This window comes from Acidobacteriota bacterium (genome assembly GCA_004299485.1).
In the GTDB taxonomy this organism is placed as follows: Bacteria; Acidobacteriota; Terriglobia; order Terriglobales; family SCQP01; genus SCQP01.
In genome coordinates, this window is the sequence record SCQP01000014.1 from 331546 (window position 1) to 347854 (window position 16309).

At 64.9% G+C, this 16309-nt stretch carries 9 protein-coding genes; 6 read left to right on the top strand and 3 right to left on the bottom strand.

What is annotated here, in order from left to right; translation table 11 throughout:
* Positions 1-4 precede the first annotated feature (4 nt).
* Positions 5-1678: a trypsin-like serine protease gene (locus EPN33_10445; GenBank protein ID TAN22061.1), complete on the bottom strand. Its 1674-nt coding sequence runs from the start codon at positions 1676-1678 to the stop codon at positions 5-7.
* 103 nt (positions 1679-1781) lie between these two features.
* Between EPN33_10445 and EPN33_10450 the strand changes: the two genes are divergently transcribed.
* Positions 1782-3107: an L-seryl-tRNA(Sec) selenium transferase gene (locus EPN33_10450; protein ID TAN22062.1), complete on the top strand. Its 1326-nt coding sequence runs from the start codon at positions 1782-1784 to the stop codon at positions 3105-3107.
* Here the strand turns inward: EPN33_10450 and EPN33_10455 are convergent.
* Positions 3068-3424, bottom strand: a complete 357-nt coding sequence (locus EPN33_10455; protein ID TAN22063.1) for a CBS domain-containing protein — start codon at positions 3422-3424, stop codon at positions 3068-3070. The two genes, EPN33_10450 and EPN33_10455, sit on opposite strands and share 40 nt — an antisense overlap.
* Before the next feature lie 75 nt (positions 3425-3499).
* Between EPN33_10455 and EPN33_10460 the strand changes: the two genes are divergently transcribed.
* Positions 3500-4138 carry a BON domain-containing protein gene (locus EPN33_10460; GenBank protein ID TAN22064.1) on the top strand — a complete coding sequence of 213 codons (639 nt, stop codon included), beginning with the start codon at positions 3500-3502 and terminating at the stop codon, positions 4136-4138.
* A gap of 76 nt (positions 4139-4214) precedes the next feature.
* On the opposite strand, the gene EPN33_10465 is transcribed toward EPN33_10460, so the two are convergent.
* Positions 4215-6770: an ABC transporter permease gene (locus tag EPN33_10465; GenBank protein TAN22065.1), complete on the bottom strand. Its 2556-nt coding sequence runs from the start codon at positions 6768-6770 to the stop codon at positions 4215-4217.
* A 125-nt stretch (positions 6771-6895) separates the two neighbouring features.
* Between EPN33_10465 and EPN33_10470 the strand changes: the two genes are divergently transcribed.
* The 4 genes from EPN33_10470 (at position 6896) to EPN33_10485 (ending at position 16308) form a co-directional block, all read left to right on the top strand.
* Positions 6896-9289 (top strand): FtsX-like permease family protein, encoded by a 2394-nt coding sequence (locus EPN33_10470; protein TAN22066.1) that lies wholly within the window; start codon positions 6896-6898, stop codon positions 9287-9289.
* Between the two features lie 139 nt (positions 9290-9428).
* On the top strand, positions 9429-13271 hold the full coding sequence (locus EPN33_10475; GenBank protein TAN22067.1) for a hypothetical protein: 3843 nt from the start codon (positions 9429-9431) through the stop codon (positions 13269-13271).
* Between the two features lie 102 nt (positions 13272-13373).
* The gene (locus EPN33_10480) at positions 13374-13706 is read left to right on the top strand and encodes a PadR family transcriptional regulator (protein TAN22068.1); all 333 of its coding nucleotides are present in this window, start codon (positions 13374-13376) and stop codon (positions 13704-13706) included.
* A 4-nt stretch (positions 13707-13710) separates the two neighbouring features.
* The gene (locus EPN33_10485; protein TAN22069.1) at positions 13711-16308 is read left to right on the top strand and encodes an ABC transporter permease; all 2598 of its coding nucleotides are present in this window, start codon (positions 13711-13713) and stop codon (positions 16306-16308) included.
* Position 16309: the final 1 nt, after the last annotated feature.

Below are 16309 nucleotides of genomic sequence, written 5' to 3' on the forward strand. Positions count from 1 at the left end.
CTGATTACTGATTACTGAAAACTTTCTTCGCGGCACGCCACGGTGCAAAGTCTCGCCAGACGCGCTCGACGAGCTTCGGGCTCAACGTCCTCGTCCTCACCGGCTTGCCGAGGCTGGAGTAAAGGCGCAGCCGCATGGTGCCGCAGGTGGGATTGAAGGCCTCAGGACCATAGCGGTAGGCGCCCTGAAAGGCGTCGTCAAGACCATAGGTGCGATCCTCGCGGCGGCCGCGGCTGTAGGCCGCAGTATAGAAATCGGTGCGAAGAACGGCCTTGACGGGCAGTACGGGGGTGACGACGTGCGCGCCGCAGAAAAGCTGCATACGCTCGAAATCAGCGGTATAGCGCAAGTGCAGGGGAACACGGGCGAGGCGCTGTAACTGCAGGAAGAAGGTCAGTTTGGTGGGACGAACTTTGGGAACGGCATCGATTTCCACAATCGCGCGGGCGTCGGTGTGATCCTGCCGGATTGCGGCGGCGGGATCGAAGGCCGAACCCTGGCGGCGGTCGCGGCTGTGATGCTTGCGCTCCCAGGCGGCTTCGGCGGCGCGATGATCCTGCAGCCAGACGCGAAAGGGCGGTGTGACCACCTGCACGTCAAAGCCGCCTTCGCCAAAGCGGTACCGGCCGGGGTGGTACGTGCCGGTAGCCGCCTTTTGCAGCGCGTCCAGCGGATAGGGCGCGCTGGGCGCCACGGGCAGCAAAACCGGAGAAGGTACTGTATCGGACTGGGCCGCAACCCGGGCCTTCGCCAGCGCCGGCCAGGCCTGCGAGATTTCGAGTATCCCGGAAACACCAGGCCCGCTGCCGGCCCGCTCGCTGAAGGCAGTAATGCCGATGACGCGGCCCTCAGCATCGAAGAGCGGGCCGCCGGAGTTACCGGGGTTGATGTTGATGCCCGACAGCAGCGTCTGCGGCTGCACGCCGCTGATAATGCCGGAAGTCAGGATCTTGCGCTCATGCAAAGGGCTGCCAATCGTAAATACGCGGTCGCCCGGATGTATCGCGGCCAGTGCCTCTGCTGTGGCCAGCGGGGCCACGGTCGCTGGAGGATAGCTTTGCAGGTTGACGCGCAATACCGCGATGTCACGGTCGTGATCTTCGGTCAGAACCTCCGCGCGCACTCTATGGCTCGGGTCGAACTGCACCGCCACGAAGTCGGCGCCCATGACCACGTGATCGTTGGCAAGGACGAGGCCGTCCGGCGAGACGATAAAGCCGGAGCCATGGTCGAGGTCAGTCCAGACGGTGACGACGCTGCTGCGCAGGTGCTCAAAACGGGCCGCGAGGGAGCGGCGCGCCGATGGCCGCTTGGGCTTGGCAGGCGCTGGGGCGCTGAGGGTGCGCTGCGCATTGGCATTGCTCAGGTCAATTTCCTGCGAGGCGCCGGCGACCGCGACCGTCAGCGTCCAACGATAACTCACCCCGTCGAAGGTGACCGGGGCGGGTGTGCTCAAGGTGTACTGGCCGGGCGGAAGGCGCAGACGCGCACGGCCGCTGAAGCCGGTCGTCGCGGTCACCCCGGCGCCCCCGGCAGCGGGCCGGAAATGCACTTGCAGCAGCGGCACTGGCTTCTGATCGAGACGATCGTTCACCAGCGCCGCCCGCACCAGCACGCTGACCGTGCTCTGCCCGAACAGGCCGATACACATCGCAGCCCAAATCGCCAACCACTTCACCCCTGCACGCTAACGTACGTCGTGTCCCATGTGCATCCCCACGACTGCGGGCATTCCGTCCCAAACTGAAAACTGACAACTGAAAACTGATAACTTTAATTCCGTGAAGCTGCGTCAGATTCCCTCCGTCGATGAACTGCTGCGCCGGCCTGCGCTCGCCGACACCTGGGCCGCGCTGGGGCCGTCCGGGTCGCGGCGGGTCATCGCCGACTGCCTCAAGGCGGTGCGCGCCAAGCCCAGCGATGTGGCGCTGGCAAACCTGGAGAACGATTTGCGCGCGGCGGCCCAGCACCGGCTGCAGCCCTCGTTGCGCCGGGTCATCAACGCCACTGGGGTGGTGCTCCACACCAATCTGGGCCGGGCGCCGCTGGCGGCGGCAGTAGCGGCACGCATGGCGGAAATCGCCAGCGGCTACTCGAATCTTGAGCTCGACCTCACCACGGGCCGCCGTTCCCGGCGCGACCGGCACCTGACGCGCTGGTTTGAAGAACTCACCGGCGCGCCCGCCACCATCGTCGTCAATAACAATGCTGCAGCAGTACTGCTGGCAGTGCACACGCTGGTGATCGAACCGCAGGGGGAAGTGATTGTCTCGCGCGGCGAGCTGGTGGAGATCGGCGAGAGCTTCCGCATCGCGGACATTGTCGCGCGCGGCGGCGCCAGACTAGTCGAAGTGGGCGCGACCAACCGCACACGTCTCGCCGATTACGCGCGCGCGCTGACGCCGCGCACACGGATGATTCTGCGGGTACACCGGTCCAACTTCTTCATGCAGGGCTTTGTCTCCCAACCCGAGCACCGCGAGTTGGCGGCGCTGGCGCGCCAGCGCAAAATCCCCTTGGTTGAGGATTTGGGCAGCGGTGAACTGAATCTGGTGCGTGAACGTCTGCGCGCGGGCGTGAGTCTGGTGACCTACAGCGGCGACAAGCTGCTCGGCGGGCCGCAGGCCGGAATGATCAGCGGCAATGCCAAGCTGGTCGAGAAGCTGCGCACGAATCCGCTGTTTCGGGCCCTGCGCGCCGGTAGCGCCATCTACGCCGCTCTGGAGGCGACACTGGCGCTGTACGCACGTGACGCCAGCGGCGAGCTTCCGGTCGTTGCCGCCGCAACCGCCGGCGGCCTGGAAGAGCGCACCCGGCGCCTTGCCGCCCGGCTGCCGCCCGCCCTGGGCGCAAAAGTTGTTGCGGGCGCTGCGGTCATGGGTGGAGGCTCGCGCCCCGGCGAGACCATGACGTCCTGGCAAATCGCGCTGCCGCCGGCGCTGGCGGCGCCGCTGCGCCGGGGAGAGCCTCCGGTAGTTGCGCGCGTGGAACACCAGCACTGCCTCATCGACCTGCGCACCGTCTTTGCGGAGGAAGAGTCTGCTCTCCAGGCGGCCATCGCTGCGGCTTACGCGAGCCAGAGGACGCCGGCGAACTTGCCCTCCTGAAGCACCGGCAGCCGGTGCAGGCAATGATGGCGGATAGTGGCGCAGGCCTGATCGAGATCCATCTCGGGCGTCAGCACTGTGGGAGGTTCCGTCATGACCTCCCGGCACATGACTTCCGAGGGCCGCTTGTCGAAGCTGCCCAGGAAGACGGCGGCATCATGCGCGGTGATCCAGCCCAACCATTCGCGTCCGGCGATGGTCGCGACTACCCCGACCCAGTTCATATCCTCTTCGCCCAATATCTCCAGCGCATCCAGCAGGCGCTGATGGGGCACGCAACAACGCGGCTCGGGGTGCATGCGGTCGGCCACGGTCATAAAGAAAGTTTACAGTCAACAGTTCACCGTCGGCATGGGCGCCCGGGTCTTCTGTAAGCGGTAAACTGTAAGCTCATGCGCAACCTCTGCACACCTGCACTCCTGCTGCTGCTGCCCCTGGCGTTAAGTGCCCAACAATCGTCCGCACCGCCGGCGCCGAATCCGGCGGCCTTGCAGGCGCAGCCGACCAGCAACAACACCTCGCTCACGGGCGCCATTATGGAACGGCTGATCACCGACCCGGTTCTGGAGAACACCACGATCACGGTCGCCGTGGCTAACAACGGCGCAGTGACACTGAATGGCGCGGTGGCGCAACAGGCGCTCGCAGACCGTGCCGCCGACGTGGTGAAGTCGGTGCCGGGAGTGAAGAGCACCAAGAACATGATACTGGTGAGCAACGATCCGTTTGCTCCGCCCAAGCCGCCGCTGCCCTCGCCGCTGCCGCCCATTAACGCCGCGCTTCCGGCGCCGCCGGCGAGCAACAGCCCGCAGACGAGGCTTTCCGACGCGCTGGCCCGGTCAGCAGGTTTGGTGCGCGTAGCCAGCAGCATCTACGATAACGAAGTGCTGCTGTTCGGCACGGTGGAGACGGAGCAGGCCAAAAAGCAGGCCACCGAAATCGCACGCGCCGTCCTGCCCAAGGCGCCGGTCCAGAACATTATCTGGGTGAATCCGCACCCGCTGTCGCCCCCGCCGATGATCCCGCAGTAGAGGAGTTTTCAGTCTTCAGTCAAGCCACGCGCCGGAGCCTTGTACTGAGAACTGATGACTGAGAACTGGGAAGCGCTCATTCGTAGCGCAACGCCACCATGGGATCGACGTGCGCGGCGCGGCGCGCGGGCAGCCAGCAGGCCAGCAGGGCCACCGCAAACAGAATGGCCGCGACCGCCGCCAGCGTCACTGGATCCGTCGCGCTGACGCCATACAGCATGCTGTGCAAATAGCGCGTCACCGCCGTCGCGCCGGCAACTCCTACAACGATCCCGGCGAGGGCGAGCAGCGCGCCGCGCAGAATTACCATCCGCACCACGCGGCGGCGCTCCGCGCCCAGTGCCATGCGGATGCCGATCTCGCGCGTGCGCCGCGTCACTTCCTGCGCCAGCAGGGCGTAGATGCCGATCGCCGCGAGCAGCAGGGCGAGGGCGGCGAACAGGCTGGCCAGATGCGCCAGTAGACGCTCGCGGAATAGCAGCGTCGCGATACTGGCGGTCTGCGTCGTCGGCCGAATGATGGGCAGATTGGGATCGACCCCGTGCAGCAGCCGGCGCACCACCGGCAGCAGCGCCAGCGGCGCCCCGGCGGTGCGCACCTCGAAGCTGGCCGATCCACGGCTGCTTTCCATGTAAACCGTGGGATCAATGGCTTCCCTTAGATCCTGGTACTTCGCATCGCTGACGACTCCGATGATGGTATAGCGCGGATGCGTGCCGTGTTTGTCGTAACCGAAGACTCGCCCCAAAGGATTTTCCCGGCCGAGATACTTGCGCACGAAGGCCTCGTTCACCAGGGCCGCCTGCGGCGGACGATTGGGATCGGGTTTGGCGCCCGGCGGCGGCGGAGCGACGTAGTCGGTGGAACGGAAATCCCTGCCGGCGAGTACATGCATGCCCAGCGTCTTGAAAAACCCAGTCCCCACTTGCAGCGCATCGGCATCCTGTTCCTTGCCGCCCGGTTGCAGACGATAGCCACTGACCCACAGACTTCCGGTCAGCAGCGCGCTGCTGGAATAGCTCACGTTCTCTACCCCGGGCAACGCCGCAAGATTCCGCTGGACGCGGTCGAGGAGCTGCTGCAGACGCGCGCCGCTGTAGCCCTGCGAGGACGGGTCGAGATTGAACAGCAGCAGATTCTGCGTATCGAACCCGGGATCAATCGAGCGCAGATTGGCAAGCGTGCGCACCAGCAGTCCCGCGCCGGCGAGTACCACCACGCACAGCGCGGCTTGGGCGACCACCAACCCGTTGCCGAGATGGAGCCAGCGCAACTGCCGGCGGCCGGAAACGGAGGCCGAATTGCCGAGGCTGTCTTTGAGGCCAGAGTGCAAATCGCCGCGCAGGCCGTGCAGTGCGGGCGCGAGGCCTGCCAGCACGCCGGTGAGTATGGTCGCGCCCAGCGCGAAAAGCAGCACCCGCCCGTCGAGCGGTGCGTGAACCGCCAGGGTGACGAAGCTGAAACCGCCGGCAATCGTGGCCGCCAGCGCATGTGCGGCCAAATACGCCAAGCCAATGCCGAGGATGCCGCCGCAGACTGCGAGCAATAGACTTTCGGTCAGAAGCTGCCGCAGAATGCTGCCGCTGCCTGCCCCGAGCGCGCGGCGTACTGCAAACTCGCGGCTGCGCGCTTGCGCGCGCCCGAATAGCAGCCCGGCAATATTGGCGCAGGCGATGAGCAGAATTGCCCCGACCAGCCAGAGCAGCACCCAGAGCGGCTGACGGAACCTCTGCCGCGCGCCGGCAATCGCCGACTGCGCCGGCAGCACCTCAACCTGCGGATCATCGCTCGCCTTCCCCACCTTGTTCGGCCCGGCGATCACCTGATTGCGGAACAGGCCCGACAGCTCGGTCTGCACGGCGGCATGACTCACGCCCGGTCGCGGACGGCCGAACAGCACCAGCCAGACCGAACTGGCGGCGTCCTGATCGGGTGTCCAGTGCGGATCGAGCGCCTGGCGCGCGCCCAATTGCAACCAGGCATCGGTGGACATGCCCGGCGTGATGCCGCCGAAACCCGGGCGCGTGACGCCGGCCACCATAACCGGATGACGGTTCAATTCTACGGTCGAACCAATCGCGCCGCGGCTGCCGCCAAAGCGTTGCTGCCAGTAGGCGTAGCTCAGTACCACCACAGGCGGCGCGCCCGTGCGCCCATCGGCGGCATGGAGCAGCCGCCCGGCAAACGGCTGCAACCCCATCACCTCGAAATAATTGCCGGCAACCAGCCGCGCATGCATGGTCGAGGCCTGCCCGCCCGCGACCAAATCGTACTGCTGATTCCCCGCCGTTGCCGTCAACTCCGTGAGCGTATGGGTTTCCTGCTGCAACGCATGAAACACGGGCAGGGAAAACGAGCAGCTTCCGGTGTTGCTCGTCTTCCTCCAGGCGCCGCCGCAATCCCCAAACGACCACATGCTCTGAATGCCGCTCAGATCGTGGCGTGCGCTCCAATGCAGCATCAGCAGATTTTGCGGATCGCGCACTGGCAGCGAGGCGAAGAGCAGGCCGTCCATGAGACTAAAAATGGCGGTATTGGCGCCAATCGCCAGCGCCAGTGTGAGGATCACGACGGCGCTCAGGCCGCGATGGCGGCGCATGGCGCGAAAGGCGTAGCGGAGATCCTGGCTCATACAGTCGGCTACGACTATAGACTCATCTCCGCCCCATCGGATAGCCAATAAAAAACTGAAAACTGAATACTGAATATTGACAACCTTTTTGGGCACTTTTTGCCGCCCGGCGCGTATGGAGGTTTATGAAAAGCTGGGTTTTGGCGTTCCGGACGCTGGCGCGGCGGCCCTCCTACTGGATCACTTCCCTGATCGTGCTCGCCCTGGGCATTGGCGCGACGGCGGCGCTGTTCTCGGTGGTCAATTCGGTATTGCTCCAGCCGCTTCCCTACCCGGGGGCCAACCTCCTGGCGCTGGTGTTGGAGCTGAACCCGGCGCGGCATGAAAACCTGATCGCCCCCGGCCGGCTAGTCAACTGGAATCAGGCAAACCAGAGCTTTACCGCCGTCGCCGGCGAGTACGCCGAAAGCGAAACCGACACCAGCGGCCGCGAGCCGGTGCGGCTGGCGGGCGAGCGCGTCTCACCGGGATTTTTCCAGGTCTACGGCATGGCGGCAGCGCTGGGTCGGACGTTCAATCAGAACGAGCAGCGCTTCAACGGCCCCGGCGCCGCGGTGATCAGCTACGGTCTCTGGACGCGGCGCTACCAGCGCAAGCCGGACGTGCTGCGCCAGGCGCTGGTCCTCGGCGGCCAACGTTACGCCATTGTGGGCGTGATGCCGGCAGACTTTGGCGCCGATGAAGTCGGCATCGACGTCTGGCTGCCGGCACAAACACCGCCGGCGCTGCTGCAAGCGCGCGAAGCCCGGTTTTACACCGGCATCGGACGCCTGCGGCCTGGCGTGACGCTGGCCGAGGCACAAGCCGATCTGGACCGCGTCGAGACGCAACTTGGACGGCAGTATCCGGCGACCGACAAAGGCTGGGCGGCACAGGTCACAAGCCTGAAAGATGCCGAAGTCGGCTCCTCGCGCGCCGCCCTCTGGGCCGTGTTCGGTGCAGTCGTGCTGCTGCTGCTGCTGGCCGTGGCGAACCTGGCCGGGCTGACCTTGGCGCAGATGCAAAACCGCGAGCAGGAGCTGGCGATGCGCAGTGCCCTCGGCGCCTCGCGCGGGCAACTGCTGGGTGGGGTGATGCGCGAGATGGGGCTGCTCGCTGCCGCCGGCGCCATTGCCAGTGGACTGCTGGCGTGGGCCGGGGTACATGCCATTGCCGGCCTCGCGCCCGGAACGCTGCCGCGCATGAATGCCCTGCAGTTCAGCGTGTGGGGCTGGCTGTTTGCGGTGGCCATCAGTGCGCTCGCCGCGGTCGGCTTCGGCCTGCTGCCGGCCTGGGCCGTAACGCGCGGCCAGCTCACCTCGAGTATTGGCAACGGAGGAAGGGCCACCGGCGGCCGGCGGCGCGCGCAGCGGGTGCTGGTCTCCGCGCAACTGGCGCTGACGGTGCTGCTGCTCGCCGGCGCCGGGCTGCTGCTGCGCAGCTACAGCAATTTGCAGCACGTCCGCGCCGGCTTCAGCACCAAAAACGCTTTCACCTTTCATGTGAGCGCGGCCTGGAACGAAGACCGCGGCCCGCTGGGCAATATGCAGATGCAGTTGCTCACGAAGTTGCGGGCGCTGCCCGGCGTCGTCGCTGCCGGCTACACCAACTTCCTGCCGGCCAGCAATGCCACGCTGCAATACGCGATGCAAATCGAGGGTCTGAATGGCCCCTCCAAAGACGGCAGCTTTGCTGTGGGTGAGCGTTCGGTTTCGCCCGGCTATTTTGCCGCGCTGCAAGTGCCGATCGTGGCCGGCCGCGGCTGCCCCGCGCAGCAGCCATTTCCTGACAAGCCCGTAGGCACAAAGGCGCTGGTCAATCGCAGCTTTGTCGATACCTACCTGCATGGCCAAAGCCCGATTGGCCGCAACTTTCGTATCCTCGCCGAAGGCCCGAACGCACCCTGGTCCCAAATCGTCGGAGTGGTCGGCGACGTCCGCGAAAACAGTCTCGCTGTCGCGCCCACCCCCTTCCTCTACGGCTGCGTGCCCGCAGGCGGCTGGCCCGATCCCGAATACGTGGTCCGCACCGCCGCGGGACCGGGCGGCACCATGCAGGCGATCCGTCGCGTAGTCGACCAGGTCGCGCCCGGGCGGGCGGTGTTCGGCTTGCAGCGGCTGAACACCGTCATGGCGGCGACGCTGGCGCAGCCGCGCCTCGATAGCTTCGGGTTGGGCCTGTTTGCCGGCTTTGCGCTGCTGCTGGCGGCGGTGGGTTTGTACAGCCTTATCAGCCTTCTGGTCACCGCTCGCCGCCGCGAGCTGGCGATACGGCTGGCGCTGGGCGCGCGGCCAGAGCAGGCGGCACGGCTGGTGCTGGCCTCCACGGCAAGGCTCGTCGCCTGGGGCGCGGGGGGCGGCATCCTGCTCACCTGGGCCCTCAGCCGATTGCTGGCCGCGCTGTTGTTCGGGGTGCAGGCCATGGATGGCGTCTCAATCGGCGGCGCGGTCGTGCTGGTCGCGGCAATTGCTTTGGCGGCTACGCTGGTGCCGGCGTTGCGCGCGGCGCAGACTGACCCGGCGAGTCCGCTGCGGCAGTGAAGCTTACAGAAAAGTGAATCAGACTGAGGCATTTTCAGATTCTGGAAAGAGATCCCTGCTTGACCCACAGACTGTTTTGTGACTAAAATCTGTGGTTATTCAATCGCTCGGCGATATCTGCGTTCCAGGAGAAAATCTCATGCGTAGTCGTTGTGGCTTAGTCCTTGCGCTAGCGGTAGCCACGGTCTTTGCGTTCGCGCTGTCCCCCCGCCTTCAGGCTCAGTCCACGGCGGCCCTGAACGGACACATCACCGACCCCAGTGGGGAGGCGATCCCGGGCGCCCAAATTACGCTGCTCATGCCGACCACCGGCGCGCTGCGCACGGTGAGCAGCGATGCGCACGGCGAATATAACCTCACCGCGCTGACGCCCGGCCAGTATCAACTCACGGTGAGCGCGCGCGGTTTTGCGACCGCGATCACCAAGAACCTGGAGCTACTGGTCAGCGTCGCCTCTACGGTGAATGTCAAGATGCAACTGGCGTCGACCTCAACCACCGTCGAGGTAACGGCGACCGCGCCATTGGTGAACCACACCGATGCCACCATCGGCAATGCCTTCAACCAGGAGCAGATCAAGCAGTTGCCGACGCCGGACCGCAACGTGGTGCAACTGCTGGCGCAACAGCCGGGCGTGGTGTTTCTGGGCGTCAAACCCGCCGTGGCCACCAGCGATTTTGACAGCCGCTCGGGCGCGGTGAATGGCATCCGCTCCGATCAGTCCAACGTGACCCTGGACGGCATCGACGTAAACGACCAGCTCAACGGCTACGCCTTCACCAGCGTGCTCAGCGTCCCACCGGATTCACTGCAGCAATTCCGTCTGACGACGGCCGACCCCAGCGCTTCCTCCGGACACAGCGCGGGCGCGCAGGTGGCCATGGTCACCAAGAGCGGCACGAACAGTTATCACGGCTCGCTCTACGAATACAACCGCAACACCTCGTTGAGCTCGAACGATACCTTCCTGAAGGCCTCGCAGATCGAAGGCGGCGGGCCGAGCGCGAATAAGGCCGCGCCCCTTATCCGGAACGTGTACGGCCTCACGTTCGGCGGGCCGCTCGTTAAGAACAAGCTGTTTTTCTTCGGTAACTGGGAAGGCCGCCAGGACCGGGAATCATCGATTGAGACCCGCACCGTACCCACCGCCAGCCTGCGCCAGGGCGACCTGAAATATATCGCCACCGATGGCTCGACGGTGACGCTGACACCGGCGCAGATCCAGGCGCTGGGCGAGGCCAACGGCGTGCCCGCGGCCATCGCCGGTCCCGATCCGGCCATGCTGAGCCTGCTGCAAAAGGCGCCGCTGCCCAACTCCAATGTCACCGGTGATGGGCTGAATTCTGGCGGCTACGTGTTCTCCTCGCCCATTCCCGCCGGCTACGACACCTACATCGGCCGCATCGACTACCACATCAGCCCCTCGGAAACGCTTTTTGTACGCGGAGAAACGGAAAACTTCAAAATTGACGGCACGCAGCAGTTTCCCGGCATGCCGCCCAGTTCGGTGAACTTCAACGACAGCCGCGGCATTATTGCGGGCTTGACGTCGATTTTCTCCTCTACGCTGGTGAATAATTTTCATTACGGCTTTATCCGTCAGGGCGGCGCCAACGTCGGCTCCTTCAATCAATCGAGCGTCAGGACGCGCGATCTGGACCTGCCGGGCGACCTCGGCGCCTACACCCGAAGCTGGATTATTCCCGACAATAATCTCACCGACGATCTGACCTGGACGCGGGGCAATCACACCTTCGACTTCGGCGCGGACATTGATTTGGCGCGGAATGGCCAGGTCGGCATGGGCAATTCGTTTTCCAGCGCCTCCATCAACGGCTCCTGGACGAAGTACGCCGGCTTTGCCGCGCAATCGGGCAGCGAATACTACCCGCAAAGCGCCGGCTATCCGGGTGTGGATAGTGGCTTCGTGAACAATTACGACTACTCCATGATTGACCTGCTGGGTGCGGTCACCGAGTACGACGCAACCTACAATTACAACCTCAAGGGCGACACGCTGGCGCAGGGCACGCCCATCGCCCGGAAATTTGCCATCAACAACTATGGCTGGTTTGCGCAAGACCAGTGGCACCTCACTTCCAACCTGGTGCTGACCTCCGGCTTGCGCTGGAGCTACCAGCAGCCGCCGAATGAGGTCAACGGTTACCAGGTCTATCCTTGCGTCGCGGCCAACGCCAGCGGTTCCTGCTCCAACGAAGATCTGAACGACTGGTTCCTCAAAACGGGCCAGCTTGCGAAGGCGGGCCTTCCGGCCAGTGATGCCGGGCAGGTGGCTTTCATCCTGGGCGGCAAGAAGAACGGCGGGCCTAGCATGTGGAACCCTGAATACAGCGACCTCGCCCCCCGCATCGGCATCGCCTGGTCGCCGAACTTTGGCACGGGTTGGCTGAGCAAGGTCTTTGGCAAGCCCGGAGAGTTTTCCATCCGCGGTGGTTATGACCTACTCTTCGAGCACTTTGGCGCGGGAGTGGTCAATACCTTCAATTCGAGCGGTTCGTTCGGCCTATCGACCAACATCTCCAGCCCGCCGGGCATTACCATGGACGCGACCCCTCGCTTTTCCTGCGTTTCCTGCCTGCCGACCGCAATTCAACCCCCCGCGCCTCCGGGCGGCTTCCCGCAAGTGCCACCGACTTCGTTCGGCAGCATCCAATGGGGCCTCAACAGCGGCCTGCGGACGCCGTTTGTGCACGAACTGGATCTGTCCCTGACGCGCCAATTCGGCAATAACCAATCGCTATCGGTCAGCTACGTCGGCACCTTCGGCCGCTATCTGCCCATGCAGGAAGATTTGGCGCAACCGGCCGATCTGGTCGATCCGAACAGTCATCAGGACTACTACGCTGCCGCCGATCTACTCGACAACCTGGCCCTGAAGAACACGCCGGTGGCCAATGTCCCCAAGGTTCCCTTCTGGGAGCATTTCTTCAGCACCTGGACGGGGCTGACCACCAGCGACGTGGCCAACGCCTGGGGCAACTGCGCGCCTGGCGCAGCGCCTTCGGGCCCACTGACCGCGACACAGGCCATCTACGAGTTCACCAGTTGCACCATTGGTAACGACACCACAGGCTTGTTCTTCCTGGATGCGCCCGGCCTGGGCCTGCCCGCGCCGACCACGGGTTTCTACAGCTTCAGCCACGCGCAGTACGGCTCGCTGTACGCCTGGAACAACATCGGCACCTCGAACTACAACGCTTTGCAAGCCACCTACAACGCCCGCTTCGGCAACAACTTGCAGGCCACGATCAACTACACCTGGTCGCACTCGCTCGATGAGGCCAGCGACGCCGAACGCAATGGCGCCTGGAACACCATCAGCGGCAGTATCGTGAACGCCTGGAATCCGCTGGCGCTGTACGCCAATTCGGATTTCAATATGGCCCACCAGCTCAATTCCAACTGGGTCTGGACACTGCCCTTCGGCCACGGCCAGACCTTCGGTTCGGGCGCGGGCAAGTGGCTGGACGCGGTCATTGGCGGCTGGCGCTTCTCCGGTGACTTTATGGTCACCTCGGGCTTGCCCGGAACGGTCGGCGATGGCCAGCAGTGGTCGACCAACTGGCAGCTTTCCGGCGAGGCCGTGGGCATTGCCCCCATCCCGGGCATGCAAACCACCTATGCAACCACCGGCAAGCTCGGTCAGGGTCCCAATCTCTTTGCCGACCCCGCAAAAGCCCTCGCCGCGTTCCGCTTCAACCTGCCGGGCGAATCCGGAACCCGTAATTCCGTCATTGGTAACGGCAGCTTCAATATCGACAGCGGCCTGGAAAAGGCCTTCTCCCTGGGCGAGAGTAAGTCGCTCGGGATTGGCTGGGAGGTTTTCAATCTGACGAATACCGTCCGCTACGATATTGTCCGGGCCTCGCTGCAATTGGATCGCACCAGCACCTTCGGCAATTACCAGTCGACGCTGACGGTGCCGCGCTTCATGCAGCTCTACGCGCGGTTCTCCTTCTAGCCGGCGGAGCAGCGGATCAGCCGAGGGCGGCAGCGGCGATGGGCGCCGGCTGCCGCCCTTTTGGTTGTCACATCTTGGTAATCATATGGTAGTCTGGCAGACATGGAAGCCAGCTCAACCGATGTCATTCCAGGCACGCTCGACCTGCTGATCCTGAAAACACTCCAACTGGAGCCGATGCATGGTTTCGGAATTGGGCGGCGGGTCGAACAGATCTCGCGGGGCGTGTTCAAGGTCAACCCTGGCTCGCTACTGGTGGCCTTGCAGCGGCTCGAACGAGCCGGCTGGCTCGACGCCGAATGGCGCACCAGCGAAAATGCGCGCCGGGCTAAATACTACCGCCTGACGCGTGCGGGCCGGAAACAGCTTGAAGCGGAAACCGCTGCCTGGGAGCGCCGCGCCGGCGCCATCGCGCGGCTGCTGCAGCAGGAGTAGCGCCATGTCACTCTGGAGGCACCTCTCGCGCGGCGTCCGTAAGCTGGCCCGCGGCGACAGCCGTGAGGAAGTCGCGCACTATTTTGCCGAAGCACAGGCGCGAGGCGTAGCCGCGGGTGATGAGGAGCGTGTGCGCGACCAGGTGCGCGCCTACGGCTGGGAAACCAAACTGGGTGACTTTGCCGCCGACCTGCGTTACGCCGCGCGACAATTGCGGCACAATCCCGGCTTTTCGATTGCCGCCATCGTCGTGCTGGCACTGGGCATCGGGGTGGGTACGGCCATGTTCAGTGTGCTCAACGCCGTCCTGCTGCGGCCGCTTCCCTACCCCAACGCCAGCCAGCTCGTTACGCTCACCGAGCCGTCGAGCCTGCCAGAGGCTTTCTGGACAGCCTCCTATCCGGATTTTCAGGATTGGCAGCATCAGAGCCACAGCTTTCAGTCGCTCGGGTTTTATGAATGGAACGCGGCGACGCTGGAGGGCAACAACCAGTCCCTGGAAGTCAGCAGTTTCCCCGCCGGCGTGGATCTGTTTCGCACGCTAGGGCGGCCGGTGGCGCAGGGGCGGGGCTTCAACGTCAACGATGTCACCTCGCACGCGCACGTAACCGTGTTGTCGCACGCCCTGTGGGAGAAGAGGTTCCGTGGCCAAGCCGCGCTGGGCAAGACCGTCAATCTGAGCGGCACGGATTACACGGTGATCGGGATTCTGCCCGCTGGCTTGAAATTCCCCTTCGACAATCCCGCCGATCTTTGGACTCTGTATAGTCCCCTGACACCGGACAAGCGCAGCGATCAGCAGATCCACGTCGTCGCGCGGCTGCGCGCGGGCGTGTCGCCGCAAGCGGCGCAGGCGGAGTTGAGCGGAATTCAGGCGCGGATTGCGGCTCACTACGCCAACGAACACCTGTCGAACAGCGTCGCCGTCGAACGCTACAGCGATACCCTCGTCGGCAGTCTGCGACCGGCGCTGTGGGCGTTGGCGCTGGCGGTGGGCGTGGTGTGGCTGATCGCCTGCGCCAGCGTGGCCGGACTGATGCTGACACGCCTCGCGGCGCGGCGGCGGGAGCTGGCGGTACGCGCCGCGCTGGGTGCCGACCGGCTGCGGCTGGCGCGGCAGCTTTTGAGCGAAAGCCTGCTCATCGGCGTGCTGGCCGGGCTGGGCGGCTGGGGCATTGCCGCGGCGTGCCTGGCAGCGATGCAGACATTCCTGATCGAGCATCTCCAGGGACTGGTCGCGAAAATCAGCCTAAGCTGGCAAGTGTTGGCAGTCCTGTTCGTCGCCACGCTGGTCTCGGTCATTCTGATCGGTCTGGCGCCGGCGCTGGGTGCAGCGCGAACGCCGGCGGCGGAGGGTTTGCAGGACCGCTCGCTGGGCACGAGCCGCGGGCAGACGCGGCTGCGGCATGCACTGGTGATCGGCGAAATCGCACTGGCGCTGCTGTTGCTCGCGGGCGCCGGTCTGCTGCTGCGCACCCTCTACGCACTCAACCGCACACCCTTGGGCTTTGAGACCACCAACATCATCACCACCCGCTTGAGCATTCCGACCGCGCGCTATGCCCAGCGCAGCATCTATACCGCATTGGAAGCACCCCTGCTGGACAAGCTGCGCACCCTACCGGGCGTCGAGGCGGCTGCGGTCAGTTCCGTGCTGCCCTTGGCGCAGCACGTTCACATCGTTGGCTCCTTCGGCATCATCGGCAAACCCAACCTCGATCCCACGCATCAACCGGCGGGCGACATGCGCTTCACCAGTCCCGGCTACGCCAAGGTCTTCGGCATTCCCATCCTGCGCGGGCGCTTCTTTGATGCCGGCCTTGACACCTCCACCTCGCAACCCGTGGTCGTCATCAACGAAGCTATGGCAAAGAAGTATTTTGCCGGCGAGAACCCCGTCGGCCAGCAGCTCGAAGTCGGCAAGCATAAGGGCGCAACCATCATCGGCGAGCTGGCGGATGTGCATGTGCAAGGCGTCGCCACGCCGCCGGGCCCCGTGGTTCATTTTTCCGACAGCCAACTGGCCCCGCACGGAAGCGCACCTTTCTATAACATCGGCTCGCAATTCGTGCAGTTGGCCATCCGCAGTTACGGTTCGTCGACCCCGCTGGAGCCTGCTATCCGCTCGGTCCTGCATCAGATTGCACCCGATGTTGCTGCAGGCACGTTCACCACGGAACAGCAGCTCATGGCGCAGTCGATTGGCGACCAGACGTTCGCCGCACTTCTGCTGACCTTGTTCGGCCTGGCCGCGCTGCTGATCGCCCTGGCGGGACTCTACGGCCTATTAGCCTACGCGGTGGCGCAGCGGCGCCGTGAGATGGGCATCCGGCTGGCGCTGGGCGCGAGCCCGGCGCAGATTCGCTCGCTGGTGCTGGGCAACGCCGCCGGGCTGATCGGCGCGGGCGTCGCCATCGGTCTGACGTTGGCGCTAGTGCTGGCCAAAGTACTTGCCGCTTATCTCTACGGCGTCGCGCCCCGCGATCCGCTCACCCTCACCGCCGCCGCCGCGCTATTGGCGGCTTGCGCCCTCCTCGCCGCCTGGCTGCCCGCCCGCCGCGCCGGCGCCATCGCCCCGTTGGAAACGCTGCGCTCGGAATAAG